General features: G+C 71.5%; 28 protein-coding genes and 1 pseudogene. 13 read left to right on the forward strand and 16 right to left on the reverse strand.

What is annotated here, in order from left to right; all coding sequences use genetic code 11:
- Window positions 1–9: 9 nt before the first annotated feature.
- Together OHU89_RS05670 and OHU89_RS05675 are read left to right on the forward strand one after the other, a co-directional pair.
- Entirely contained in the window at window positions 10–840 is an 831-nt protein-coding gene (locus OHU89_RS05670; protein WP_405640389.1) for an aldo/keto reductase, read from the forward strand.
- Between the two features lie 91 nt (window positions 841–931).
- Entirely contained in the window at window positions 932–1,369 is a 438-nt protein-coding gene (locus OHU89_RS05675) for a cupin domain-containing protein (RefSeq protein WP_361559299.1), read from the forward strand.
- Here the strand turns inward: OHU89_RS05675 and OHU89_RS05680 are convergent, their stop codons facing one another.
- From OHU89_RS05680 to OHU89_RS05695, 4 genes are all read right to left on the reverse strand, one after another.
- A complete protein-coding gene (locus OHU89_RS05680) occupies window positions 1,370–3,709 on the reverse strand; it encodes a SpoIIE family protein phosphatase (RefSeq protein ID WP_405640392.1) in 2,340 nt (779 codons plus the stop codon).
- 64 nt (window positions 3,710–3,773) lie between these two features.
- A complete protein-coding gene (locus OHU89_RS05685; protein ID WP_206326826.1) occupies window positions 3,774–4,241 on the reverse strand; it encodes a peroxiredoxin in 468 nt (155 codons plus the stop codon).
- Window positions 4,238–4,618, reverse strand: coding sequence for a DoxX family protein (locus OHU89_RS05690; protein ID WP_365408375.1), 381 nt, complete (start codon window positions 4,616–4,618; stop codon window positions 4,238–4,240). The genes OHU89_RS05685 and OHU89_RS05690 overlap by 4 nt, the downstream gene beginning before the upstream one ends.
- A 70-nt stretch (window positions 4,619–4,688) precedes the next feature.
- Entirely contained in the window at window positions 4,689–5,438 is a 750-nt protein-coding gene (locus OHU89_RS05695) for an AraC family transcriptional regulator (protein ID WP_405640396.1), read from the reverse strand.
- 54 nt (window positions 5,439–5,492) lie between these two features.
- On the opposite strand from OHU89_RS05695, the gene OHU89_RS05700 reads away from it, so the two are divergent.
- Window positions 5,493–6,662: an MFS transporter gene (locus OHU89_RS05700; RefSeq protein WP_405640399.1), complete on the forward strand. Its 1,170-nt coding sequence runs from the start codon at window positions 5,493–5,495 to the stop codon at window positions 6,660–6,662.
- On the opposite strand, the gene OHU89_RS05705 is transcribed toward OHU89_RS05700, so the two are convergent.
- The 6 genes from OHU89_RS05705 to OHU89_RS05730 form a co-directional block, all read right to left on the reverse strand.
- On the reverse strand, window positions 6,620–7,126 hold the full coding sequence (locus OHU89_RS05705) for a MarR family winged helix-turn-helix transcriptional regulator (RefSeq protein WP_405640402.1): 507 nt from the start codon (window positions 7,124–7,126) through the stop codon (window positions 6,620–6,622). The genes OHU89_RS05700 and OHU89_RS05705 overlap by 43 nt on opposite strands.
- 53 nt (window positions 7,127–7,179) lie before the next feature.
- Window positions 7,180–8,358 carry an NAD(P)/FAD-dependent oxidoreductase gene (locus OHU89_RS05710; protein ID WP_405640405.1) on the reverse strand — a complete coding sequence of 393 codons (1,179 nt, stop codon included), beginning with the start codon at window positions 8,356–8,358 and terminating at the stop codon, window positions 7,180–7,182.
- Entirely contained in the window at window positions 8,355–8,549 is a 195-nt protein-coding gene (locus OHU89_RS05715) for a ferredoxin (RefSeq protein WP_266896992.1), read from the reverse strand. Before OHU89_RS05715 ends, OHU89_RS05710 begins: the two co-directional genes overlap by 4 nt.
- A 53-nt stretch (window positions 8,550–8,602) precedes the next feature.
- Window positions 8,603–9,808, reverse strand: a complete 1,206-nt coding sequence (locus tag OHU89_RS05720; protein ID WP_405640408.1) for a cytochrome P450 — start codon at window positions 9,806–9,808, stop codon at window positions 8,603–8,605.
- 283 nt (window positions 9,809–10,091) lie between these two features.
- Complete coding sequence (locus OHU89_RS05725; protein WP_405640411.1) at window positions 10,092–10,805, reverse strand: response regulator transcription factor; 714 nt, start codon at window positions 10,803–10,805, stop codon at window positions 10,092–10,094.
- Window positions 10,795–11,478, reverse strand: a complete 684-nt coding sequence (locus tag OHU89_RS05730; RefSeq protein ID WP_405640414.1) for a TetR/AcrR family transcriptional regulator — start codon at window positions 11,476–11,478, stop codon at window positions 10,795–10,797. The genes OHU89_RS05725 and OHU89_RS05730 overlap by 11 nt, the downstream gene beginning before the upstream one ends.
- Before the next feature lie 262 nt (window positions 11,479–11,740).
- Between OHU89_RS05730 and OHU89_RS05735 the strand changes: the two genes are divergently transcribed.
- Together OHU89_RS05735 and OHU89_RS05740 are read left to right on the forward strand one after the other, a co-directional pair.
- On the forward strand, window positions 11,741–12,694 hold the full coding sequence (locus tag OHU89_RS05735; protein ID WP_405640417.1) for a sensor histidine kinase: 954 nt from the start codon (window positions 11,741–11,743) through the stop codon (window positions 12,692–12,694).
- A pseudogene (locus OHU89_RS05740) lies at window positions 12,691–13,360 on the forward strand (response regulator). The gene OHU89_RS05735 and the pseudogene OHU89_RS05740 overlap by 4 nt, the downstream one beginning before the upstream one ends.
- A gap of 4 nt (window positions 13,361–13,364) precedes the next feature.
- On the opposite strand, the gene OHU89_RS05745 reads toward OHU89_RS05740, so the two are convergent.
- Entirely contained in the window at window positions 13,365–14,045 is a 681-nt protein-coding gene (locus OHU89_RS05745) for a TetR/AcrR family transcriptional regulator (protein ID WP_405640420.1), read from the reverse strand.
- A 114-nt stretch (window positions 14,046–14,159) separates the two neighbouring features.
- On the opposite strand from OHU89_RS05745, the gene OHU89_RS05750 reads away from it, so the two are divergent.
- The 6 genes from OHU89_RS05750 (at window position 14,160) to hemC (ending at window position 19,901) form a co-directional block, all read left to right on the forward strand.
- Complete coding sequence (locus tag OHU89_RS05750; RefSeq protein WP_405640423.1) at window positions 14,160–14,897, forward strand: SDR family oxidoreductase; 738 nt, start codon at window positions 14,160–14,162, stop codon at window positions 14,895–14,897.
- Window positions 14,898–15,026: 129 nt separating this feature from the next.
- On the forward strand, window positions 15,027–16,007 hold the full coding sequence (locus OHU89_RS05755) for an ATP-dependent DNA ligase (protein ID WP_405640426.1): 981 nt from the start codon (window positions 15,027–15,029) through the stop codon (window positions 16,005–16,007).
- 144 nt (window positions 16,008–16,151) lie between these two features.
- A complete protein-coding gene (locus OHU89_RS05760) occupies window positions 16,152–16,928 on the forward strand; it encodes an NPP1 family protein (protein WP_405640429.1) in 777 nt (258 codons plus the stop codon).
- Between the two features lie 100 nt (window positions 16,929–17,028).
- Entirely contained in the window at window positions 17,029–18,048 is a 1,020-nt protein-coding gene (locus OHU89_RS05765) for a questin oxidase family protein (RefSeq protein WP_405640432.1), read from the forward strand.
- Window positions 18,049–18,089: 41 nt separating this feature from the next.
- Window positions 18,090–18,917 (forward strand): hypothetical protein, encoded by an 828-nt coding sequence (locus OHU89_RS05770; protein ID WP_405640434.1) that lies wholly within the window; start codon window positions 18,090–18,092, stop codon window positions 18,915–18,917.
- Window positions 18,918–18,965: 48 nt separating this feature from the next.
- Window positions 18,966–19,901 carry a hydroxymethylbilane synthase gene (gene hemC, locus OHU89_RS05775; RefSeq protein ID WP_405640437.1) on the forward strand — a complete coding sequence of 312 codons (936 nt, stop codon included), beginning with the start codon at window positions 18,966–18,968 and terminating at the stop codon, window positions 19,899–19,901.
- A 38-nt stretch (window positions 19,902–19,939) separates the two neighbouring features.
- On the opposite strand, the gene OHU89_RS05780 is transcribed toward hemC, so the two are convergent.
- From OHU89_RS05780 to OHU89_RS05795, 4 genes are all read right to left on the reverse strand, one after another.
- Window positions 19,940–20,455: a hypothetical protein gene (locus tag OHU89_RS05780; protein WP_266896964.1), complete on the reverse strand. Its 516-nt coding sequence runs from the start codon at window positions 20,453–20,455 to the stop codon at window positions 19,940–19,942.
- Window positions 20,456–20,646: 191 nt separating this feature from the next.
- Window positions 20,647–21,492: an ABC transporter permease gene (locus tag OHU89_RS05785; protein ID WP_405640439.1), complete on the reverse strand. Its 846-nt coding sequence runs from the start codon at window positions 21,490–21,492 to the stop codon at window positions 20,647–20,649.
- Window positions 21,452–22,282, reverse strand: coding sequence for an ABC transporter ATP-binding protein (locus OHU89_RS05790; protein ID WP_405640442.1), 831 nt, complete (start codon window positions 22,280–22,282; stop codon window positions 21,452–21,454). The genes OHU89_RS05785 and OHU89_RS05790 overlap by 41 nt, the downstream gene beginning before the upstream one ends.
- Entirely contained in the window at window positions 22,279–22,725 is a 447-nt protein-coding gene (locus tag OHU89_RS05795; RefSeq protein WP_266896958.1) for a MarR family winged helix-turn-helix transcriptional regulator, read from the reverse strand. Before OHU89_RS05795 ends, OHU89_RS05790 begins: the two co-directional genes overlap by 4 nt.
- 264 nt (window positions 22,726–22,989) lie before the next feature.
- On the opposite strand from OHU89_RS05795, the gene OHU89_RS05800 reads away from it, so the two are divergent.
- Window positions 22,990–23,781 carry a SigB/SigF/SigG family RNA polymerase sigma factor gene (locus tag OHU89_RS05800; protein ID WP_405640445.1) on the forward strand — a complete coding sequence of 264 codons (792 nt, stop codon included), beginning with the start codon at window positions 22,990–22,992 and terminating at the stop codon, window positions 23,779–23,781.
- A gap of 10 nt (window positions 23,782–23,791) precedes the next feature.
- Here OHU89_RS05800 and OHU89_RS05805 read toward each other — a convergent pair whose 3' ends face one another.
- Window positions 23,792–24,124: an ANTAR domain-containing protein gene (locus OHU89_RS05805; RefSeq protein WP_405640448.1), complete on the reverse strand. Its 333-nt coding sequence runs from the start codon at window positions 24,122–24,124 to the stop codon at window positions 23,792–23,794.
- A gap of 159 nt (window positions 24,125–24,283) precedes the next feature.
- On the opposite strand from OHU89_RS05805, the gene OHU89_RS05810 reads away from it, so the two are divergent.
- Window positions 24,284–25,087 carry a VOC family protein gene (locus OHU89_RS05810; protein WP_405640450.1) on the forward strand — a complete coding sequence of 268 codons (804 nt, stop codon included), beginning with the start codon at window positions 24,284–24,286 and terminating at the stop codon, window positions 25,085–25,087.
- The last annotated feature ends 19 nt before the right edge of the window (window positions 25,088–25,106 follow it).

Here is a 25,106-nt window from a genome sequence, read left to right on the forward strand (position 1 = left end):
GGTCCAACAGTGATCGACAGCCCGGTACACACGCTCAACGACGGTACGACGTTCCCGGCCATCGGTCTGGGCACCTGGCCCATGGACGACGCGGAGGCGGAGCGGGCGGTGGCGCAGGCCCTGCGGCTCGGCTACCGCCTGGTCGACACGGCGACGAACTACGGCAACGAGGCCGGAGTGGGCCTCGGTGTCACCCGCAGCGGTGTCCCCCGCGAGGAGATCGTCGTCGCGACGAAACTCCCGGGCCGGCACCACGGCTACGAGGAGACCCTGACCTCCTTCGAGGAGTCCCGCCGCCGACTCGGCCTGGACCACGTGGACCTCTACCTCATCCACTGGCCGCTCCCCCGCGTCGACAAGTACATCGACTCCTGGCGGGCCATGATCAAGCTCCGCGAGGAGGGTCTGGTCCGCTCCATCGGCGTCTCCAACTTCACGGCGGAGCACCTCGAGCGGTTGGAGAAGGAGACCGGGGTCCTGCCCGCCGTCAACCAGATCGAGCTGCACCCCTTCCTCCGGCAGGACGAGCTGCGCGCCTTCCACACCGCCAAGGGCATCCGCACCGAGAGCTGGAGCCCACTGGCCCCCGGCTCCACGCTGCTGGAGGATCCCGTCGTCGCCGCGGTCGCCGAGGCCCACGGGGTGACGCCGGGGCAGGCCGTCCTGCGCTGGCACACACAGCTCGGCTCGGTTCCGATCCCGAAGTCGTCGAACCCCGACCGGCAGCGCGCCAACCTGGAGATCTTCGGCTTCGAGCTCGGACCCGACCAGATGGCGGCGATCGCCGACCGGGCCCAGGAGCGCCGGGGCGGGGATCCGGAGGTGCACGAGGAGTTCTGAGTTCTGCCGATTCCGGCCCCAACTACCGATCTCTGCCTCTATGTTCACTGCGGAACATCATCGATCTTCCGCAAACGTCAGGAGGCCCCGTATGCGCACCTCGCTTCGCGTCGGCATAACCGGGGCGGTGGCCGCGGCCGCCGCCCTCACCTGTGGCACCACCGCCCAGGCGACCCCGCCGGGCCCCGGCGTCACGGCAAAACTGATCAGCCAGGTCACCGTCGGGGGCACCGACTACACCGTCAGAGAGATCACCGTTCCGCCCGGCCAGGCCACCGGCTGGCACTACCACGGCGGTCCCGTGTACGGGTACGTGAAGCAGGGCACGCTCAGCCACTACCACTCCGACTGCGCCAGTGACGGGGTCTATCCGAAGGGCACCGTCGTCCGGGAGCCGGGCGGGCCGAGCGACGTCCATCTCGGCCGGAACCTGGGCGACACTCCGCTCGTCCTCGAGGTGCTGTACGTACTGCCGCACGGATCGGCTTTCTCCGAGGACGTGCCGAACCCCGGCTGCGACTTCGAGTGATCAGTGCGGGGGCAGCGGCTGTTCGGCCCAGATCGTCTTGCCGGCGCCGGTCTGTCTGCTGCCCCAGCGCTGGGTGAGCTGGGCGACCAGCAGCAGTCCGCGACCGCCCTCGTCGTAGGCGTGGGCGCGGCGCAGATGCGGCGAGGTGGAACTGCCGTCGGAGACCTCGCAGATGAGGGTGCGGTCGCGGATCAGCCGGAGCTGGATGGGCGGGGCTCCGTAGCGGATGGCGTTGGTGACCAGTTCGCTGACGACGAGTTCGGTGACGAAGCCGGCCTCGTCCAGGCCCCATGTGGTGAGTTGCTCGGTGGCGGCCTGGCGGGCGTCGGCCACCCGGGCGGGGTCGGGTGTGATGTCCCAGGTGGCGACCCGGTCGGCGCCGAGGGCGCGGGTTCGGGCCAGCAGCAGGGCCACGTCGTCGCTCGGCTCCTCCGGGAGCACGGCTTTCAGCACCGTGTCACAGAGGGCCTCGAGAGAGCTGGCGCGTGCGGTGAGGGCACGGCAGAGCTCACCGGTGGCGTGGTCGATGTCGCGGTCGCGGTCCTCGATGAGGCCGTCGGTGTACAGGGCGACGACGGCGCCCTCGGGCAGTTCCACCTCAGTGGCCTCGAAGGGCAGTCCGCCGACGCCGAGCGGGGGTCCCGCGGACATGGGGACGAGCTCCGCGCTGCCGTCGGGCAGGACGAGGGCGGGCGGCGGGTGACCGGCGGCGGCGAGGGTGAGGCGGCGCGACACGGGGTCGTAGACGGCGTAGAGGCAGGTCGCGCCGAGTTCGGCGATGTCGTCGTCGCTGTCGTAGGCCGCCAGGTGGGTGACCAGGTCGTCGAGGTGCGTGAGGAGTTCGTCGGGCGGCAGGTCCACGTCGGCGAGGGTGCGGACGGCCGTGCAGAGGCGGCCCATCGTCGCCGAGGAGGCGATGCCGTGCCCGACGACGTCGCCGACGACGAGGGCGACGCGGCTGCCGGAGAGCGGGATGACATCGAACCAGTCGCCGCCGACGCCGGCGAGGGAGCCGCAGGGCAGATAGCGGTGGGCGACCTCGACGGCGGCCTGCCCGGTCAGCCCGCGGGGCAGCAGGCTGTGCTGGAGGGCGAGCGCGGTCGTGCGCTCACGGGCGAAGCGGCGCGAGTTGTCGATACAGACGGCGGCGCGACTGGCGAGTTCCTCGGCGAGGGCGGCGTCGTCCTGGACGTAGGGGTCCGAGGGGCCGATACGGACGGCCACGGCGACACCCAGCGTGATGCCGCGGGCCCTGAGGGGTACGGCCAGCATCGAGTGGGTGCCCTCCCGGTAGGGCCGGCCCTTGGGGGCGCGGGCGTTGCGCTCGCGGACCCAGCGGTCGAAAGACGGTTCGCCGGCCCGGCTGAGCACGGCCCGGCCCTCGCGCAGGGCCCGCGCGGGCGACGAGTACGGGGGGTAGACGTCCAGCGCGCCGAGGTGGACGGCGGCCTCCGGGGTGCCCTCGTGGGCGGAGCCGTGGGCGACGCGGCGCAGGACGACGTCCTGGGGCATGGCGCTGGGCGGTTCGTCCGGGCCGAGGACCCATTCGAGGAGGTCGACGCTGGTGAAGTCGGCGAACCGGGGGACCACGAGCGACACCAGTTCCTCGGCGGTGCGGACCACGTCGAGGGTGGTGCCGATGGCGTCCGCGGCCTCGTTCAGCAGGGCCAGGCGCTGGCGGGCCCAGTGCTGCGCGGTGCTGTCGAAGGCGGCCAGGGCGACCCCGACCACGTCGTCGACGCCGTTGCGGACCGGCCACATCTCGATGTTCCAGGCGTGGTAGCGGCTGCCGGACGGGGCGCGCGTGTGGCTCTCGTAGTGGATGGGCTCGCCGGTCTCGGCGACGTGCCGCAGATGCCAGTTGAAGCCCCGGCTGTGCTCGGCGTCCTCCACGGTCTCCGGGAAGAACCGGCCGAGCAGGGCCTCCTCCGGCACCCCCATCACCTGGCAGGCGACGGAGTTGAGCCGCAGATAACGCTGCTGCGGATCGAAGACCGACATGGACATGGAGGCCTGCTGGAAGGCCTGCCCGGCGAGGGTCGGCTCCGCCCCGCCGGGCTGCTCCGCGGTGATCACGAACCCGCCGGGTGAGCCGTCCGGGCCCAGCACCTCGCACGCCCGCAGCGGGAGGGCGACGGGGGTGCCGTCCCGGTGCCGCAGGACGACGGTGCCGGTCCGGGCCGCCAGGACGTCGGGCGACGGGTCCTCGGCGAGCAGCTCACGCACCGGGAGTCCCACGGCCTCCTCGGCCGGGTATCCGGTCAGCCGCCGGGCACCGTCGCTCCACCCCGTCACCATGCCGCGCACGTCGATGATCGCCGCGGCCGAGGCGTGCTCCATATCGTCCAGGATGGTCCCTTTGCCGCACCGCAACAACCTCGGTACGGCTACCAGGACTCGTACGTCACTTGCGGTGGTCGCGCAGAGCGGCGAGGGCCCGGTCGGCGTGGGTGTTCATCCGCAGCTCGCTGCGGACGACCTCCAGGACGGTGCGGTCCTGCGCTATGACGAAGGTGACCCGCTTGGTCGGGGCCAGCGAGAACCCGCGGTTCACCCCGAACCGCTCCCGGATCGCCCCGTCGGCGTCGGACAGCAGCGGCATGCCGAGCGTGTGCTTGCCGGAGAACTCCTGCTGACGCTCCACGGAGTCGCCGCTGATGCCGACGGGGCGGGCGCCGACGGCCTCGAACTCGGCCGCCAGATCACGGAAGTGACAGGCCTCGGCGGTGCAGCCGGCGGTCAGTGCCGCGGGGTAGAAGAACAGGACGATCGGCCCGTCGGCGAGCAGCGAGGTCAGGCTGCGCGGGGTGCCGGTCTCGTCGGGCAGTTCGAAGTCCTCGATCTTGTCGCCGACGTCTATGCGCGCGCTCATGCCTGACCCTCCGTGTTCCGTGCGACGTTGCGGGCCCACAGGACGAGGGGCACCTGAAGCGGCAGCCGTGCGATCGCGGCGGCCTTCTGCGGGGTGGGGCGGTGGCGCCAGTCCACGGCCATCTTCACGTTCGCCGGGAAGACCCCGACGAAGAAGGCGGCTGAGGCCAGGGCGGCGGCCTTGCGGGTGCGGGGCGCCACGAGACCGGCCGCCAGCGCGAACTCGGCGACGCCGCTCGCGTAGGTCCAGGTCCTGGGCGATCCCGGCAGGAACTTCGGGATGGTCGCGTCGAACGAGCGCGGCGCGGCGAAGTGGGTGACCCCTACGCCGGCCAGCAGACCGGCCAGCAGCAGGGGTGAGCGTTGGGACCGGGGCACGGTTCCTCCTAGGGGCTTGCCGCGCGATATTACTGCACGGTACAAGCAGGTCGTGCGGCGGCCTCTTCACCTACGGGGAAAGGCGGTTGTGAGTCCCGGGTGTATGTCCGAACGAGCGGCGGAAGACCTCGATGAACGCGCTCGTGGACGACCAGCCGCAGCGGTGGGCGACAGTGGTGACGGGTGCTCCGTCGGCCAGCATCCGCAGGGCGTGGTAGAGGCGTGACTGGGTGCGCCACTGCGGGAAGGTCATGCCGAACTCGCTGCGGAAGAGCCGGCTGAGGGTGCGTTCGCTCGCCCCGGTCACGGTGCCGAGGGCGGCCAGGGTGCGTGGGTCGGCGGGGTCTGCGTGCAGGATCTCGCAGACCGCGGTCAGGCGCGGGTCGGTGGCGGTGGGCAGGTGCAGGGGCTGCTGGGGCGAGGCGCGCAGCTGGTCGCGGAGGACGGCGAGCAGACGGTGGCGTTCGGAGCTGTCGTCGTCGGGGGCCCGGGTGTAGGCGACGATCAGTTCGCGCAGGAGCGGTCCTACGGCGAGAACGGTGGGGGCGTCCAGGCCGAGCGGGTTGTCGTCGGCGGGCAGACCCACCAGGTGCAGGTCGAGGTGGCCGTGGGCGCGGTGGGCGTGGACGGTGCCCGCGGGGACCCAGATGGCTCGGTTGCCGGGGGCGAACCAGGTGCCGGCGTCGGTGGTGACGGCCAGGACTCCGGAGCCGGCGTAGACGATCTGGTGGTCGTCGTGCCGGTGCGCGTCGATGCGTTCCCCGGCGGCCAGGCTCTGGGCACGGGTCGGGGCCTTCGGCGTATGGCGGATGTCCGGCACAAGTAGGCAGTTTATCGAAAGCGCGCCAGACCCCGCTCTCGCGACGATCTCGGTATGACCGCGATACGCCATCTGTCCTTGGGACACGCCTGCGTCGACGTCTATCAGGGGGCGGTGGCCGCCCTGGTGCCGTACTTCGTCGCCGAGCGCGCCTACACCTACGCCGCCGCCTCGGGCGTCGTCCTCGCCGCGTCCTTGCTGTCGTCCGTCGTGCAGCCGCTGTTCGGGGCGCTCACCGACCGGTGGGCGATGCCGTGGCTGCTGCCGCTGAGCGCACTCACCGCCGGGGCCGGGGTGGCGCTGAGCGGGGTCACCGACTCGTACGCGCTGACCCTCGCCGCGGTCGCCGTGTCCGGGGTCGGGGTCGCCGCCTACCATCCGGAGGCCGCCCGGGCGGCCCGCGCCGCGGCGGGCGGCAGCCACACGGCGATGGGCTGGTTCGCCCTGGGCGGCAACCTCGGCTTCGCCGCGGCACCGCTGCTCGTCATGGCCGTGGTCGGGACCGGCGCTCTGGGCGCCTCTCCCCTGCTGATCGTCCCCGCCCTCGCGGGAGCGGTTCTGTGCGCGGCGGCGGTCCGCGCGGCCGGACGCCGTTCCGTGTCCGGCGGTACGTCCGCCGGTGCCGGCCGCGACGACTGGCCGTCGTTCCTGCGGCTGTCGGGGGCGATCGTCTGCCGGTCGGTCGTGTTCGTCGGGCTGAGCGCGTTCGTCTCGCTGTACGTCCGTGAGCGCACCGGGGGCGGGGAGATGGCCGGCACGGTCGCGCTGTGCGTGCTCTACGCCGGGGGTGCGGTGGGCACGGTGGCCGGAGGGCGGCTCGCGGACCGGTACGGGCGGCTGACGGTCGTGCGCCGGTCGTACGTGCTGACCGTCCTGGCCGTCGCGGGGCTGGTGCTCGTGCCGGGACCGCTCGTCCATGCGTTCGTCGCGCTCACGTCGGCGGGCCTGTATGTGCCGTTCTCGCTGCATGTCACGCTCGGCCAGGACTATCTGCCGCGGCGGGTCGGTACGGCGAGCGGTGTCACGCTGGGGCTGACGGTGAGCGTCGGCGGGCTGGCCGCGCCCGCCCTGGGGGCACTCGCCGACGCCACGTCCCTGCACATCGCGCTGCTCCCGCTCGTCGCCCTGCCCGCGGTGGGCCGGCTCCTGATGTGCGGGCTGCGCGAACCCGGCGCCGGGGATCAGACGGTGGTCGCCGGCTCCGTGTCGTCGTCGACGGCGTAGGCCAGGAAGTCGTCGACCATGCGGTGGAAGAGGGTGGCCAGCTGCCCCAGCTCCTCCGGCGCCCACTCGGACAGGGCGAGCTGCATGCCGCGCGCGCCGGCGTCCCGGACCCGGTCGATGGCCTGCCGGCCCGCCTCGGTGAGCTCGATGCGCTGGGCGCGGCGGTCGTCGGGGTCCGGGACCCGGGTGACGTACCCGGTCTTCTGGAGTTGCTGCACGGTACGGGTCACGTGCGAGGCCTCCACGCCGAGCCTGTTGGCCAACTCCCCCGGGCGCAGCGGCTCGGAGTCGGCGACCTGGCGCAGCAGTGCCACGGCGGCCCGGTCCAGCGGCACTCCGGCCAGGGCCATCAGCCGGTCGTGCTGCCGGGCGCGCGTGCTCAGGTACGTGATGCGCGTCAGCGCCCGCTCGATCTCGATCACTTGCGGAGACGCGGGGCCGTCGGGGAGCGATGGGGTGGCCATGCAAGCCACTTTACCATCTTGTTGCGTAACTCAAGTAATCTACTGCGTGCGTATTACGCGGACTGCTGCGCCGATCGTTCGGTCTCGCTCCATGCCGCGCCGGTCACGATCGACTGTCGCCACTGCCGGATCACCTTGGGCGGCATGCCGACCGCGAGGGCGCCGCTCACACGGTCGCCGGCGCGATACACGGCGACGAACCGCCGTTCGGCCAAGTCGCCCTCCACCACGGCGACTTCGTCGTGGCCGCGCAGGAAGCCGTACGCCTGGATCTTCATGTCGTACTGGTCGGACCAGAAGTACGGCACCGGCGCGAACGGCTTGCGCGCCTCGGGGTCGAGGAGGTTGCGAGCGGCCGCCATGCCCTGTTCGGCGGCGTGGGTGCGGTGCTCGATCCGCATCGACGTCCCGAACAGCGGGTTGTACCAGCGGGCGACGTCACCGGCCGCGTACACGTTCCGCGCGGCCTCGCAGTACTCGTCGCAGATCACTCCGTCGCCGACCGGCAGACCGCTGCCGTCGAGCCACTCGGTGTTGGGCAGCGAACCGACGGCCACCAGCACCTCGTCGGCCTCGACCACTTCACCGCTCGCGAGCCGCACCCCGTCCTCGGTCACCTCGGTGACCGTGACCCCGCAGCGCAGCTCCACGCCCCGCTCGAGATGTGCCTGCGAGAGCACCTGCCCGACCTCCGTGCCGACGGCGTGCGCCAGCGGCACCGGGGCGGGTTCGAGCAGGGTCACCTCGGCGCCGAGGCGCCAGGCCACCGCGGCGGCCTCCGCGCCGAGGAATCCGGCGCCGACCACGACCAGCCGCAGCCCCGGACCCAGCCGGTCGCGCAGGGTCAGGGCGTCGTCCAGGGTTCGCAGTACATGTGCGCCCTCGCCGGGGAGCCGGCGCGGCCGGACGCCGGTGGCCAGGATCAGTCCGTCGTACGGCACCGTCGAGCCGTCGGCGAGCCGCACCGTGCGCTCGGTGAGTTCGAGGCCGGTCGCGCGGACACCGAGGCGCAGGTCCAGGCCGAGCGCGGTCAGGTCCGCGGGCGTGCGCAGGTCCAGCCGCTCGGGCTGCCACTCGCCGGACAGCAGCTGCTTGGACAGCGGCGGGCGGTCGTACGGCGCAAGGGGTTCGTCGCCGACGAGGGTGAGCGGGCCGTCGTAGCCCTCGCGGCGGAGCGTCTCGGCCGCCGCGAGTCCGGCGGCCGAGGCTCCGACGACGACGATCCGGTTCACTGCTGGACCAGTCGGATCGCGGCTGCCGGGCAGACCGCGACGGCTTCCTTGACGTCGTCGACGAGTTCGTCGCCGACCTCCTCCGCCAGCAGGATCGCGATGCCGTCGTCGTCCTGGTCGAAGACGTCCATCGCGGCGAGCACGCACTGCCCCGAGGCGACGCACTTGTCGGCTTCCAGCTCCACCTTCACGGGATTGCCCTTCTTGTCGCGTGTTGCTTGTTCGTTCGCGGGACGCGGAGCCGTCACCAGGCCACCGGCAGTTCGTGGACGCCGTAGATGAACGCGTCGTGCTTGAACTTCACGTCCTGGACGTCGCAGGCGAGCCTGAGGGTGGGGATGCGCTTGTAGAGGGTGCCGTAGACGACCTGGAGCTCCATGCGGGCCAGGGGCTGGCCGAGGCACTGGTGGATGCCGAAGCCGAAGGCGACGTGGCGGCGGGCGTCCCGGGTGATGTCGAGGCGGTCGGGGTCCTCGAAGGCCTCGGGGTCGCGGTTGCCGATCTCGTTCACCACGATGACGCCCTCGCCGGCCTTGATGACCTCTCCGGCGATCTCGATGTCCTCCGTGACCGCGCGGCGGCGCCCCTGGTGGGTGATGTTCAGGTAGCGCAGCAGTTCCTCGACGGCCGAGGCCACCAGTTTGGGGTCGTCGCTCTCGCGCAGAAGGGCCAGCTGGTCGGGGTGCTCCAGGAGGGCCGCGGTGCCGAGCGCGATCATGTTCGCGGTGGTCTCGTGTCCGGCGATCAGCAGGAGCAGCGCCATCTCCGTGGCCTGCTGATGGTCGAGTTCGCCCGTGGTGATCCGTCCGGCGATGCTCGACAGCAGGTCGTCCCTGGGTTCGGCGAGCCGCTTGCCGATCATCGTGGCCAGGTAGCCGGCGATCTCCCGGGTCGCGACATTGCGCTGCTCGGGTGTCGCGGCGCTGCTGACCATCGTCTTGGTGTGGGACTGGAACATCTCGTGGTCCTCGTAAGGCACCCCGAGCAGTTCGCAGATCACCAGCGAGGGGATGGGCAGGGCGAACGCCTCGACGAGGTCGACCGGTTGCGGGCCCGCGAGGAGGTCGTCGATCAGGCCGTCCACGATCCGCTGCACGGCGGGCCTGAGGGCCTCGACCTTCTTGATGGCGAAGGGCGCCGTCACCAGCCGGCGCAGCCTGGCGTGTTCGGGGTCGTCCATCATGATGAAGCTGAGCTTGCCCTCGCTGCCCTCGGAGCTGGCCTTGGGCGGGAAGCCGGGGCGGTCGATGTCCGAGCTGGCCCTGGCGTCACCCAGCAGGGCGCGCTGCTCGGCGTAGCGGGTCACGAGCCACGGTTCGCTGCCGTCCCACAGCCGCACCTTCGCCAACGGCCCCTGGTCCTGGAGCTCTTTGAGGCCGGGCGGCGGGTCGAAGGGGCAGCGGGCGGCCCGCGGCATGGGGAACTCGGGAACAGCCGGTGCGTCGGCCATGGTTCTCCTCGGTGGTGGGGGGCTCCGGTCGAGAGTCGGAGCGCCGGGGGGGAGGGGTGAGGCCTCGATGAGCACATGCAAACAGACGGGCCTGACGGGCACCGGTCAGTTCCCTGACAGAAAGCTGACGTGACCCAGATCACACACCGAACCCATGCCGAATCGGTTCACAACTCACGTTCGCCCGCCACGAGTTGACCATGTCGAGCAGCGGCGCGAGCGAACGACGACCCCCCTGCCGACTCTGCGAAGAACGAGCGTTCCCGGCGTTTGCTACCGCGCCTCAGGCCTCCGCCTCGGCCCGTCCCAGCCAGTAGCCGAAGCCCCGCCGGGTGTGGATCAGCGCCGGGGCGTTCCGGTCCACCTTGCGCCGCAGCCGGGACACGAGCTGCTCGATGGCGTTGTCCCCTCGTAAGTCGCCCCAGACGTACCGGCTGATCTGGTCCTTGGACAGCACACGGTGGGCGTTGACCAGGAGATGGCGCAGCAGCCGGTACTCCGCGGGCGTGAGGTCCAGTGCCAGCGTTCCGCGCCGCGCCTGACAGAGGGCGTCGTCGAGCACCAGGTCGCCGTAGCGCGGTCCACCCTGGTGAAGTCGGACCGGACCCGGGCCGCGCAGCAACACCTGCATCCTGGCCAGGACTTCGGCCACCCGGAACGGTTTGGTGACGTAGTCCCTCTCGCCCAGGCCGAGTTCGGGCAGGAGGCTGCCCAACGAGTCGTCCGCGGTGAGGAACAGGACCGGCGGTCGGTGTGTGACGGGCGGCAGGCGCCGACGGCCGAGGTCGGGCACGTCGGGCAGCGTCGTGTCGAGGAGGACGAGGTCGTAGCGGTGCCCCGCGGCCCGCGTCAGCGCCTCGGTCCCGGTGCCGACGACGGAGGTGCGGTAGCCCGCCAACTCCAGGGTGGTGGAGAGCAGTTCGGTCACCTCCGGTCCACCGACGACCAGCACGTGCTGCCCGGAGCCACGCGCGAGCGCGGGCCTCTCACCGCTCACGCGCGGGCTGTTCCTTCCCCTGTGTCACCGGTGCCAGCCAGATGCCGACGACCGCGTCGGCGAGCCCGGTGGCGTAGTCGTGCCAACTGGAGCGCGCGGTGGGCCGGTGCTCGGCGAGGGCGCGCTCCCGTTCGGCGGGCAGGTGGACGAGCAGATGGCGTGCCATGTCGCCGCGTTCGGCACGGACCTCGGGGGGCAGTGCGGGCAGGCACCGGTGCATTCCGTCGACGATCTGCCGCAGGGACGGGGAGGCCAGGGACTCCTCCACCATGATCCGGTGCAGTGCCGGGTCGGTCATCACCTGCGCGCAGAACCGCGCGAACCAGGTGGGGCCGCCCAGGGCCGCGAGGTGCTCCGGGACCGGGCGGACCAGACAGTCCACCCAGTCCCGCAGGTCCGTGGAGTCGCCGATCCCCGCCAGCAGCCGGGCGCGGATCTCCTCGATGCGCTCGGCGTGCGTGCGGACGATGGCGCGGACGAGGTCGGCCTTGGTGCCGAAGTGGTAGCCGACCGCGGCGTTGTTGCCCTGCCCTGCGGCCTCGCTGACCTGGCGGTTGGAGACGGCGTAGACCCCGCGCTCGGCGAACAGCCGTTCGGCCGCGGTCAGGATCAGCTCCCGGGTCGCGCTGACCTGTTCCGCCCGTACCGCCCTGCCTGCCGCCATCATCACCATCGCACCGGGACTTCCCTCAGCCCTCCGACGGCCAGCCCCTCGAGCCGTCGCAGGTCCTCCGCCGCTACGGCGAGTTCCAAGGACGGAAGCCTACGCAACAGCACGTCGAGGACCGTGATCCAACCAAGTCAAGCAGTTGACTTAAGATCGTGGAACCCCGCTCGACCGTGCTCATTCCCGGGGACGCCGTGGGCAGGGCCGTGTACTGCGTACCCAGTAGCCGCGATTGCCGACGAGCGGCACCACCGACCGGAGAGCGGCGATGAGCACCCCCTGGCAGCGATACGCGGACGACCACGCCCGCACCGTCGACACGATGACGGCCGCGCTGCTGTTCGCGTGCTTCCTGTTCGGCAGCGAGATCAACTTCCCGCAGGTGAAGCAACTGCCGGACTCGGTGGGCCCCACGATCGCCCTGGCCACCGCCGCCTGCGGCTCCCTCTTCTGGCAGCGCACCCGCCCCCGGGCCGTGGTCGTGGTGACGGCGGTGTGCACCGCCGCCGCCTCCGCGCTGGGCATGCTGCTCACACCGCTCCTGATGGCCCCGCTCATGCTGGCGCTGTACCGGCTGGCCGTGCACACCGGCCGCCGAGCCGCACGGTTCGCCTTCCTCGTCGCCCATCATCTGGCCCTGGCCAACGCCCAGGCGGGCACGGCGGCCCATCTGTCACGCACCCACCCCGATCAGGTGCACCGGATCCTCACCGAGCTCGCCGGTACGACGTCGGCGGCGCTGCGCGAGACGAAGGCGACCGTGGGCCTGCTGCGCCAGCGGGACGACCCCGACGCGCCCCTCGCCCCCAGCCCGGGCATCGCCCGGCTCGACGAACTGACGGCCTCGTTCGAGGCGGTGGGGCTTCCCGTCCGGGTCGACATCGAGGGCACGCCCCGGCCGCTGTCGCCGGGCGTGGACCTGACGGCGTACCGCATCGTGCAGGAGGCGCTGACCAATGTGACCAAGCACGCCGCGGCCAGGACGGCGTATGTGCGCCTCGGGTACGCCACCGACCATCTGACGATCACCGTCACCGACGACGGCACCTCGACCGCCGCCGCGGAACCGGGGCAGGGCTTCGGTCTGATCGGCATGCGGGAGCGGGCCCGGTCCATGGGCGGCGCGCTCAGGGCCGGGCACCGTGTCGAGGGCGGCTTCGAGGTGACGACCCGGCTGCCGCTGTACCCGATCGCTCCGGACCCGGAAGAACGGAACCCATGACCATCCGCGTACTGCTCGCCGACGACCAGGCCAATGCTGCGGGCCACCTTCCGGATCCTGATCGACTCCTGCGAGGACATGGAGGTGGTCGCCGAGGCGGCCGACGGCTCCGAGGCCGTCTCCCTCGCCCGCGTCCACCGCCCGGACCTCGTCCTGATGGACATCCGGATGCCGGGCACCGACGGCCTGGCCGCCACGGCCGCCATCTGCGCCGACCCGGACCTGGCCGACACCCGGGTGCTGATCCTGACGACGTTCGAGATCGACGAGTACGTCGCCCAGGCGCTGCGGGCCGGGGCGAGCGGCTTCCTCGGCAAGGACGTCACCGCCGACGTGCTGCTGGCCGGGGTACGGACGGTGGCCTCGGGCGAGTCCCTCCTGTCCCCCGTCGCCACCCGCACGGTGATCGCCCGCTTCCTGGCCGCGCCCGCACGGGGCGCCCGCCTCGCGGTGCCGGGGGACCTCGTGGCGCTGACCGCGCGCGAGCGTGAGGTGATGGCGTGGGTGGCCGAGGGCCACTCCAACGAGGAGATCGCCCAGAAGCTCTTCGTCAGCCCGCTGACGGTGCGCACCCATGTGCACCGCGCCATGACGAAGCTGGGCGCCCGGGACCGCGCGCAACTCGTCGTCATCGCCTACCAGTCGGGGCTCGTACAGGCGCCCTGAGAGGTCAGGTCCCGGCGAGCGTCTCCAGCCACTGCTGCAACAGGCCGGACTCGGCCGGGGTGAAGGACTCGTGCGGCTCCGCGCGCAGCCGGGCCGCGAGGGTGGCGGCCGCGACGGGCACTCCGTCCCCCTGTGCGGGCCCGGCGGGGCGCGTCAGGGAATCGATCACCGCGTCCCGCAGGCGGGCCGAGAATCCCGGATCCGGGTACTGCTCCGGTCTGCTGAGCATCGACAGGGACGCGCCGACGTTGGCGGACATGATGATCTGCGTGGCCAGGACGGGTGGGACGGTGAGCCGGCCGGCCGCCGCGCAGCGTTCGAGGATCGCGTGCAGCAGGGCGTGCGCCTCGCTCGCGGCGGCGGGCGGGACCGTCAGCTCGGGCGAGTACATCAGGCGGTAGTGATGGGGGTGCTCCAGCGCGAACTGCATGTGGTTGTCCCAGCCGCTCTTCAGATCCGCGACGGGATCCTCGCCGGGCCGGGCCGCGCGCTTGGAGGCGAGGTACTGCTCGAATCCCCGGTCCACCACAGCGGCAAGCAGCCCGGCCTTGTCGCCGAACAGCCGGTAGAGCATCGGCGCGCCCACGCCGGCCGCCTCGCACACGGCACGTGTGGAGACTTCGGCGGCCGGGGCCGTGGCCAGCAGTTCCGCGGCGGCTTCCAGGATCTTTTCCCTCGCGTCCATGCCTGCACGGTACGACATTCGTAGCGCTGATACGAGCCGGGGAATACCAGCGCTACGAAACCGTGTTATCGTCGTTACGTGATGCACGTAGCGTCGCTAACACAAGGAGCGGACATGACCACACAGCAGCGCGTCGCGATCGTCACCGGAGGATCGCGCGGCATCGGACGCCAGGCCGCCCAGCAGCTGGCCGCCGACGGGTTCGCCGTCCTCGTGGGATACGCGGGCAACAAGGACGCGGCCGACGAGGTCGTGCGCGCCATCGAGGCCACCGGGGGCTCCGCCGTCGCCGCCCGCGCGGACGTCGGCGACGAGGCCCAGGTGGCCGCCCTGTTCGACCTGGCGGAGGAGACGTACGGCGGGGTGGACGCCGTGGTGCACGCGGCGGGGCGGATGCTGCTGGCACCCGTCGCGGAGCTCGATCTCGACGAGCTCGACGCCCTGTACCGCACCAACATCCGCGGCACGTTCGCCGTCGGCCAGCAGGCCGCCCGCCGACTGCGTCCGGGCGGGGCGCTGGTGAACTTCTCCAGCTCGGTCGTCGGCCTCGCCTTCCCGACCTACGGCGCGTACGCCGCGAGCAAGGGGGCGGTCGAGGCGCTGACGCTGGTCCTCGCCCGGGAGCTGCGGGGCCGTGACGTCACCGTCAACGTGGTCGCGCCCGGCCCGACCGCCACCGACCTCTTCCTCGACGGCAAGGACGAGGAGACCGTCGCCCGGCTGGCCGCCCAGCCGCCGCTGGAGCGCCTCGGAACACCGCAGGACATCGCCTCCGTGGTCTCCTTCCTGGTCGGTCCGGGCGGGCACTGGGTCAATGGGCAGGTGCTGCGGGCCAACGGCGGGATCATCTGAGGGTTCCGACCGGGCCGACGGGGCCGAGTGGCCCTTGAGGTGCCCCTGCCCTCGCCCGGGACACCGCCGTTCAGGGGAAACCGCCCTCACGCGCGCGTGACGACACCGGGGCCCGTCGACAACTGACCCGTGAGCCTCCCCCTGATCCCGCCCATGCTCGCCACCTCCGGCACCCTGCCGTCGGCCACTCAGGACGCGCACTGGGCCTACGAAACCAAGCAGGACGGCCAGCGCGTCGTGCTGTACCTCGCCGGGGACGGAAGCGTGCTGCTGCGCGCCCGTTCCGGGGAGGACATCACCGCCGCCTATCCCGAACTGGGGGCACTCGGCAGCACGCTCGGCACGCTGCCCGCCGTACTGGACGGCGAGGTCCTGGCGCTCGACGAACAGGGGCGTGCCGACTTCCAGTTGCTCCAGTCCCGCATGGGGCTGGTCCACGCCCCGGGCAAGGCCGCGCGGAAGGCCGCCGAAGTCCCCGTCCATCTGGTGCTGTTCGACGTGATGCATCTGGCGGGGCGCTCCCTGACCGCACTCCCCTATGTCCGACGGCGCGGACAGCTGGAGGAACTGGGTCTGGACGGACCGTTCTGGTCGACCCCGGGCGCCATCGTCGGACACGGTCGACAGGCGCTGGAGGCCACCCGCGACCACGGCCTCGAGGGCCTGGTCTGCAAGCGGCTCGACTCGGTGTACGAGCCCGGGGTGCGCTCCCGCGCCTGGATCAAGATCCGCAACATGCGCAGCGAGGACGTCATCGTCGGCGGCTGGCTGCCCGGCAAGGGACGGCTGACGGGCCTGCCGGGCGCCGTGCTGGTCGGACAGCGCACCGCCGGACGCCTTCGGTACGTCGGCAACGTGGGCACCGGCTGGAGCGAGACCGAACGGACCCGACTCGCCGCCCTCCTCGGGGCCGCGGCGACGGACGTGTGCCCCTTCGACACCCCGCCGCCGGTCTCGGGCTCGCACTGGGTCCTGCCCCGGCTGGTCGGCGAGGTCCGCTACAGCACCCGCACCCGGGCGGGACTGCTGCGCCAGCCGTCCTGGCTCCGGCTGCGCCCGGAGCTCGCGCCGGAGGAGTCGGCAGCCGACCTTCCGGACGACCTTGTCTGACATCCCGAACAAGATCCCACTGTTCGGACGGTTGTTACCAGAGAGTCGCTTACGACATCTTGGCGCGGACATGAAAAGTCGGGAAGCTGAACCTCCCATTCCCCCACAGCCGTTGGGCTGCGCCCGGAACATGAGGAGGACGCAGTGTCGTCTCCGTCGTTCAAGAAGCATCGCGCGAGATGGTTCACCGGCCTGGCCGGCGCAGCCACCCTGGTCGTCGCCTTCCCGAGCGCCGCCTTCGCCGCCCCGCCCACGGCCCTGCCGACCAACGCCGAGTCGGCCGAGTACACCTACCAGCCGGCCTTCGACTACGACACCGACGGCTGCTACCCCACGCCCGCCATCGGCCCCGACGGCACGGTCAACGGCGGTCTGAACCCGACGGGTTCGCTCAGCGGCGAGTGCCACGACCTCTCGGACCTGAACAACACCAACTCGTACTCGCGCTACAAGTGCAACAACGGCTGGTGCGCCTACATGTACGGCCTGTACTTCGAGAAGGACCAGGCCCTGGCGAACAGCAGCATCGGCGGGCACCGGCACGACTGGGAGCACGTCGTGATCTGGGTGCAGAACGGCACCATCCAGTACGTCTCGACGTCCGCCCACGGCTCGTACACGACGACAGCGCCCTCCGGCGTCCGCTTCGACGGCACCCACGCGAAGATCGTTTACCACAAGGACGGCGCCAGTACCCACGCCTTCCGGCTGGCCAACTCCAATGACGAGCCGCCGGAGAACGCCAAGGGCACCTGGCAGTACCCGCCGCTGGTCGGCTGGAACGGCTACCCGTCGGGCGTTCGCGACAAGCTGGTCGCGTACGACTTCGGCAGCGCCAACTTCGCCCTGAAGGACGCGAACTTCGCCTCCGACCTGTCGAAGGCCAAGCCGTCGGGGATCTCGTTCGACCCCAACGCCTGATCCGGCGCGCATCGGGCGCGGGACCTAGGACCCGTGCACCCCGCGGCTTCCGTCCCGCGCCCGATCCCGGCACCCGCACATGAGGCATAGCGTCCGGCTCATGGACGACAGCGACACGAGCGGACAGCTCGAAGAAGCCCTGGAACGCCTCCACGCCTCCGGCCCCGAACGCAACGGCTGGCTGTCCAACCACGCCCCCATGGTCGTCGAGGCGCTCGCCGCCCACGGGCAGGCGGGGGCCGTGCATCACTGGGTGGACCTCTACCGGGACAAGCTGGAGGACTTCCCCGACCGCGTGGCCCCCGTCACCGACGACAACTGGCCCCAGGCGCTGGGCGATCCACGCCGGATCGCGGACTGGACCGACCATTTCTCCCGCACGCTGGCCGAGCGCCCGTGGCGGGACGTCCTCGCCGAGTGGTGGCCGCGCCTGCTGCCCGGTCTGTACGGCGGCGCCACCCACACCGTCATACGGGTCGGCCACGCCGTACGCGCCCTGGAAACCGGTGAGAACGCGCCCCGGACCACCGAACTCGCCCACGCGCTGGGCTACTGGGCGGCCCGGCACCAGCCGGTGACCGGCGTCGCCGTACTGCCGGGCGCGACGACCGCCATGGAGTCCCTGGACGCCGTACCCCCGATCGACCCGGGCCACATGGGGTTCCGCAAGCGCCTCGCCGCCGTGCAGCGACTGCCCGCATGGGCGGACGAGGTGACCGACCCCGACACGGCCCGCGCACGACTGACCGAACTCGTCCACGCCGCCACCCACCGCTACGCCACCCACGGCCACGGCGAGCCCACCATGCTCGTGCACGCCGCCACCGCGCCCAACGCCGTGCTGCGCGCCCTGGATTCGCTGCCCCGGGAGCTGTGGGCGCCGAGCCTGCACGCGGCATGGAGCGCGTCCGCGGCGGTCACCGCGATGTACACGCCCGCGGAGGCCGTCGAGTACACGCCACCCGCCCGGCTCACCGCCGAGGAGGTCATGGAGCGTGCCCTCGCCCACGGCGACGAGCACGTCATCAAGCTGACCGACACGGCTCTGGACGTCGGCGACGAACTGGCACTCGCCGCGGCACTGCGCTCGGTCGAGATGAGTGCTCCGCTCGTCGGATAAACGTGTGGATCACCGCTCCCGGCCGTCGCTAGGGTGCGCGCATGGACGAAGAGGAGGCCTGGGTCAACGCACGGATACTGTTCCAGGCGTTGCGCGACCACGACGGTGCGGATGTGTACACCGGCGTGGTGGAACCCTGGCTCGCCCGGGCCCGGCTCGCCTACCGCGAGGCGCTCACCACGGGCGTGGAGCTGCTGGTCGCGACGGCGGTGGAAGGACCGGACGAGCGCTGCGGCGACCTGCTGTGGGAGCTGTACGCGCTCAGCCGGGTCAGCGATGTGCTGCTGACCGGCTTCCAGCCGGCCGGTGAGCACGCCGGCGTCTGGCCCGCGGTGTCGAGGACCGAGTATCTCGGGCTCTTCACCGGCCTGGGCCTGACACCGTTCGAGGAGAGCGACGTCTTCGACCCGTTCCTGCACGAGATCGTCGAGGTCGAGCAGGCCGAGGACCCGGACGAGCCCGTGCGGATCACCGATGTCGTGTGGCCCGGACTGTGGTTCGGGTCCCTGCTGTTCTCCCGGGCCGGGGTGCGGGTGCGCGCGGGCGTCCGGCACGCCGAGCGCGGCGTGGCGGACCGTTCCCCGCTCTACTGGACCTATCTGCGCCGGCACCGGCCCACCGTGGACCTGTCGCAGGGCTGGGGGTCCAACTCCCAGTGGCGCACGGACTTCCGGGTGGACCTGAGAAACGCATCCGGTGACGAGGTCAACGCCTGCGGGCGCGAGGACGTCGACGCCGAGGACTGGACCGCCCGCGGGCTGTCCCCGGAGGAACGGCGTGAACTGCTGCGTCACCGCTGTCTGGTGCGCACGCCGGCCCACGAAGGCGCGGCGGGTGAGGAGTTCTTCCCCTTCGACTGGCGCATGTGAAGCGCGGTACTGCACAGCCGCTCGACCGCGAGGGTCTATCGTGTCCGCATGCCCGTGCCCGAACTGATCCGTATCGTCTCCCGCGACTCGCCCATGGCGCTCGCCCAAGTGGAGCGTGTCCGCGCCGAGTTGACCGCGCTGCACCCCGGGGTGCGCACCGAGGTCGTGCCGGTGAAGACGACCGGCGACAAGTGGATGGGCGACCTGTCGAAGGTCGAGGGCAAGGGCGCCTTCACCAAGGAGGTCGACGCCGCACTGCTGGCCGGGCAGGCCGACCTCGCGGTGCACTGCGTGAAGGACGTACCCGCCGACCGGCCGCTCCCGGCGGGGACGACGTTCGCCGCGTTCCTCAAGCGGGACGACATCCGCGACGCCCTGATCCATCCGGGTGGACTCACCCTGGACGAGCTTCCGGCCGGTACCCGCATCGGGACCTCCTCGGTGCGCCGGGTCGCGCAACTGGCGGCCACCCATCCGGAGTTGGAGTGCGTGCCGTTCCGCGGCAACGCCAACCGGCGGCTGGCCAAGCTCGCGGCCGGAGAGGCGGACGCGCTGCTGCTCGCGGTGTCGGGCCTCGAGCGCATCGGCCGCGAGGACGTGATCAGCGAGGTCCTCTCCCCCGAGACGATGATGCCGCCGATCGGCGCGGGCGTCCTGGCCCTGCAGTGCCGTGAGGGCGACACCGAGGTGATCGACGCGGTCAGCGGGCTCGGCGATCCGGACACCCACCGTGAGGCCACCGCGGAGCGCATGTTCCTGCATGTGCTGCAGGGCCACTGCAACAGCCCGATCGCCGGGTACGCGCGCGTGGACCACGGGGGCGAACTGTCCCTGCGTGCCTGTGTGTTCACCCCGGACGGCAAGACCCGGCTGAACGCCCACGAGTGGGCGGGCCGGCTCGACCCGGCCACGCTGGGCACCTCGGTCGCGGTGGCACTGCTGCGTCAGGGAGCCCGCGAGATCATCGACGGCATCCCGCACTGAGGCGACATCCGCACTGATGCCGCAACGGGCACCGACCGTCAGGCGGTGCCCTCTTCGGCCTGGTCCCGCAGGAAGTTGCTCACCTGGTGGGCCAGGCCCTCCCGGCCGGCCGCCGCCTGGACGGCGCCTTCCTGCAGACCGATGCCGCCCGCCCACAGCCGGCGGTCGGCCCAGTCGTCGTCGACCCGCAGCTGGATCTGCACGTCGACCAGGCTCAGGGACGCCTCGGGGCCGGCCGCGTAGAGCACGGCGGTGGCCCGGCGCAGCGGGTAGACGTCGAAGCCCTCGATGAACTGCGAGTTGCGCCAGTCGATGAACGCGCTCTCGCCGTCGGGGCCGACCCGGACATCGATCTGGCCGTCCTCCAGGTGGATGGTGGAGTTCCGGCCGCCGCGGTTCTCGACGGTCACACGGACAGTGAAGTACGTGAGCCCCTCGGCGGCGTCGTCCCGGCCGCGTGGTGGCTCGGAGGCCTCCAGCCCGTGGACGCGGACACGCAGGCCGGCATGCTCGTCGTACTCCTGCCAGTCCCCGACCACGTTCGGCTCGTACACAATCCACCTCTTGTCCCTCAGAGAGCTGCTTCCTATCTGTGTGCTCAGTGCACTGTCAAATGAGCGGAATGCGCTGTGGCCAGCGGGTTCACCCCCTTTGATCAGTGATCAAGCCGTGCGCAGGAAGAACTCGCCGACGGGGGGCGCACTGCGCCCGGCGGGCGTGCCGCACATCACGTCCATGAGCATGATCAGCGCGCGAGACGGCCGAGCAGCGACGAGGCCGCGGCGATGCCCAGTGCGGCGGCAACGAACAGCACCGCGAAGTCGAGCGCGAGATGGTCGGGCGTGCCGAGGAGAAGGCCGCGCAGGGCGTCCACTTGATAGCTGAGCGGGTTGACCTTGCTGACGGCCTGGAGCCAGCCGGGCATGACGGACAGCGGGTAGAGGGCGTTGGAGCCGAAGAACAGCGGCATGGTGATCGCCTGGCCGAAGCCCATCAGGCGGTCGCGGCTGAGGACGATGCCGGCAATGGTCATGGACAGGCAGGAGAAGAAGGCGGATCCGAGGACGACGACGGCCGCGACGCCGAGCAGTTTGAGCGGGTTCCAGGTCAGGGCGACGCCGAGGACGGCGGCGATGAGGATCACGACGACGGTCTGGACCAGGGACTTCACCCCGGCCGCGAACGCCTTCCCGGTGATCAGTGCCGAGCGCGGGGTCGGGGTCACGAGGAGCTTGTTGAGGATGCCGGCGTCCCGTTCCCAGATGATCTGGATGCCGTAGAAGATGGCGATGAACATCGCGGACTGGGCGATGATGCCCGGTGCCAGATAGTCGATGTAGGGGATGCCGTCGGTGGGGATCGCCTTGATCCGGGTGAAGGTCTGGCCGAAGATCAGCAGCCACAGGGCGGGTTGGACGGCCCGGGTGTAGAGCTCGGTGCGGTCGTGGCGCAGCTTCTGCAGTTCGACGGTGCACATCGCGCCGACCCGGGCGGGGACCAGCCGCCAGCCCGCGCGGGGCTGCGGCGGCTTCAGCAGCAGACCGATGCGGTCAGCCGACACGGCCTGCGGTGCGGCGGGTGCTTCGGACATCGCGGAAGTCTCCTGACTGGTCGTCGAGTCCACTGCCGGCGATGTCGCGGAAGACGTCCTCCAGCGTGGGCAGCGGGTCGGTGGCCCGGGCGCCCCGGCGCTCACCGAGTCCCCGGCGCAGCTCCTGCGACGTACCGAGGGCGCGGATGCGGCCGCGGTGCATGAGGCCGACCCGGTCGCAGTACTGGTCGGCCTCGTCCATGTAGTGGGTGGTGACCAGCACGGTCATGCCGGTGGCCGCGCGGACGGCGTTGATGTGCTCCCACACACCGGTCCGGGCGATCGGGTCGAGTCCGATGGTCGGCTCGTCGAGGATCAGCAGACGGGGCGCGCTGACCAGTGCCTGGGCGAGTTCGAGGCGGCGGACCATGCCGCCGGAGTAGGTCTTGGCGAGCCGGTCGGCGGCGTCGGTGAGGTCGACGGCGTCCAGGGCCTGGGCGACGCGGGCGGCGCGCTCGTGGCGGGACACGTCGAAGACACGGGCGAACAGGGCGACGTTCTCGCGGCCGGTCAGGCCCTGGTCGGCGGAGAGTTGCTGCGGCACGTAGCCGAGCAGCCGCCGTACGGCCATCCGGTCCCCGGCGGTGTCGTGCCCGAAGACATGGACCATGCCCGCCGGTACCGGCAGGAGCGTGGTCATGCAGCGGATCGCCGTGGTCTTCCCGGCGCCGTTGGGCCCGAGCAGTCCGAAGACCTCGCCCTCGGCCACGGTGAGGTCGAGCCCGTCGACGGCGTTGGTGTCACCGAAGGCGTACACGAGTCCGGTGCAGGTGACGGCGTCCTGTGTCACGGTTCCTCCCCCAGGTTGTCGGCCAGGCGGCGCAGGGCCGGGATCGCCGCCGCCAGGGTTTCCAGGTCGGCCTCGTCGAGCCGGGCCACCTGGTGTCGTACGAGGTCGGCGCGGCGTTTGCGCCACTCGCCGAGCCGCGCCTCGGCCGCGGGAGTCGGCATCAGACGGGCGGCACGCCGGTCGGCCGGGTCGGTCTCCCGGACCAGGTAGCCCTGCCGGGCCAGCTGGTTGACGAGCGTCGACACCGAATTGCCCGCCAGATAGAGCTCCCTGGCGGCGTCCGAGATGCCGATCCCGGGCCGGTCCACGACCAGCCGCAGCAGTTCGACCTCGGCGCCGCGCAACTGCGGTGCGGGCATCTCGCGGCGCAACCGGCGCCGGATCAGCCGCTGGACGCCGACGAGCGCGTCGGCGAGCTCTTCCGGGAAGGTCTCCTGTTCCACGCCGCCGAGATTACCTCTGTAGCAGAGGTAATGGACCCAAGGAACGGTCAAGGTCTCTCACGCTGAGAATGCGAACTTCGGTCCGTGCAGCATTCTGAGTGAATTGTCCTGAATTGTTTAGGATCTCCTCCACTGGGCATTTGCTTGTCAGTGCTTCGGACAGGAGGCACGTCCGTGGGAGCCGTCCCCGGTGCCCTCCGTCAGGTCCGAGCGCGTGGCTCCCATGGTGTCTGTCACCCAGCACCGTTGAGGGAGGTGCGCGCGATGCGCGTCACCACCAGAACGAAGCAACATCCGCACGACGACGCCCCCGACACCGCCGCTTCCTTCGAACGCCTCGCCACCCTGCCCGAGGGCCCGGAACGCAAGGCGCTCCGGGACGAGCTGGTCGAGCTGTGGCTGCCGATGGCCGAGCGGATAGCGGTCCGCTTCAAGGGCCGCGGCGAGTCCCTGGAGGATCTGTACCAGGTGGCCGCCCTGGGCCTGGTGAAGGCCGTCGACCACTACGACCCCGCGCGCGGCCACGCCTTCGAGGCGTACGCCGTGCCGACCGTGACCGGCGAGATCAAACGGCACTTCCGCGACCACATGTGGACGCTGCACGTACCGCGCCGGGTCCAGGATCTGCGCAACCGGGTGCGCGCCGCCCTCAAGGAGCTGTCACAGACCACGGCGGGGCGGGCCCCCACCGTCGCCGAGATCGCCGAGTGCGCCCAGCTCAGCGAGGACGAGGTGCGCTCCGGCATGGAGGCCCTGGAGTGCTTCTCGGCGCTGTCGCTGGAAGCGGAGATGCCCGGCACCGACGGGTACGCCCTGGGGGACGCGCTCGGCGCCCCCGACCCCCGCTTCGACGTCGTCGTGGACCGCGTCGCCGTGGGCCCCTGTCTGCGGGCCCTGCCCGAGCGCGAGCAGACCATCCTCTATCTGCGGTTCTTCCAGGGCATGACGCAGAGCCGCATAGCCGAGGAGCTGGGCATCTCCCAGATGCACGTCTCCCGTCTCCTCAGCGGCTGCTTCGACCGGATCCGTGAGGAGCTGCTGGCCGAGGTCCGCTGACGCCGGAAGGTCACTCAGACGACGCCTCCGGGATCTGCGCCGGTCCGTGGCGGTCGAGAGCCGCCTCCAGCTCGGCGTGGATCTCCGGGGGCAGGTCCCCGTTCCGTCCCCAGATCAGTATCAGATCGGCGACATTGCGCAGCTTGATGTTGGTGCGCTGGGAGACGTCCTTCAGTACGACCCAGCCCTGGTCCGGGGTCACCCGTCCGAGCGCCACCATCATGCCGATCGCCTGGTCCACGACGGCGTGCGAGGCGACGGCCTCCTTCAGCTGCTCGACCTCTTCCTGCAGCTCGAAAATGCGGCCCGCCTCGCCACCGGCGTCATCCTGTCCCGCGCTCATACCACCATCCTGCTCACTCGAGCGGCCCAGTGCCACCGGGCGCACACCACTCGTTTCGGCCACGTCCGCCGGGTACTCGACAGGCGCCCGGCACGGTTCCGGTTGGACACTGGTAGAGGACCGGTGGCTGCCGGCCGGCGAGACCAGGACGCGACTGACATGAACCAGGACACCAGACGACCCGGTGGCACGACGGACGTCGTCTCCACGCACGCCGTGTTCGGCGCCCCCTGCTGGGTGAGCCTGACCACCCGGGACCAGGAGGCCGCCGAGGCGTTCTACACCGCTGTCCTCGGCTGGGAATGGCGCCCGGCCAAGCTCGGCGACCGGTTCCGGATGGCCGTGGTGGACGAGACGCCGGTGGCCGGAATCGCCGCGGTCGCCACGATGTGGCAGATGGCGGTGGCGTGGACGCCGTACTTCGCCGTGCGCAGCGCGGACGAGGCCGTGGCACGGGTGCAGGAACGGGGCGGCACCGCCGCCGTCGGGCCGCTCTCCTTCCCGCCCGGGCGGGCGGCGCTGCTGGCCGACCGGGACGGGGCGACCTTCGGGATCTGGGAGGGGGAGCTCGTCGCCAACTGGGGGAAATGGCGCCGCGCGGCCCCGACCTTCATCACACTGCACACACGCGACGCCTTCGACGCCGCCATCTTCTACGGCGAGATCCTCGACTGGGCGTCGGACCGTCCCGGCTGCTGCGAGGTCCGCTACGAGGGCGGCGAGGTCGTGCTGCGCAGCGAGGGCGACATCGTGGCCCGTATCGAGTCGGGCGCGCTGGACGCGGCTCCCGACCCCACCATTCGGCCGCACTGGCAGGTGCACTTCGCCGTCTCGGACGTCGGTGCCTGCGCCCGGGCCGCGGAGGAACACGGGGGGAGTGTCCTGTCGAAGGGCGGCGACGAGGCCGTGCTGCGCGATCCCGACGGCGCCCGGTTCACGGTGACGGCGCGCCGCGTGCACTGAGCCCGGCCGGCGCGCTCGC

It is taken from the genome of Streptomyces sp. NBC_00019 (assembly GCF_045041015.1).
Lineage (GTDB): Bacteria > Actinomycetota > Actinomycetes > Streptomycetales > Streptomycetaceae > Streptomyces.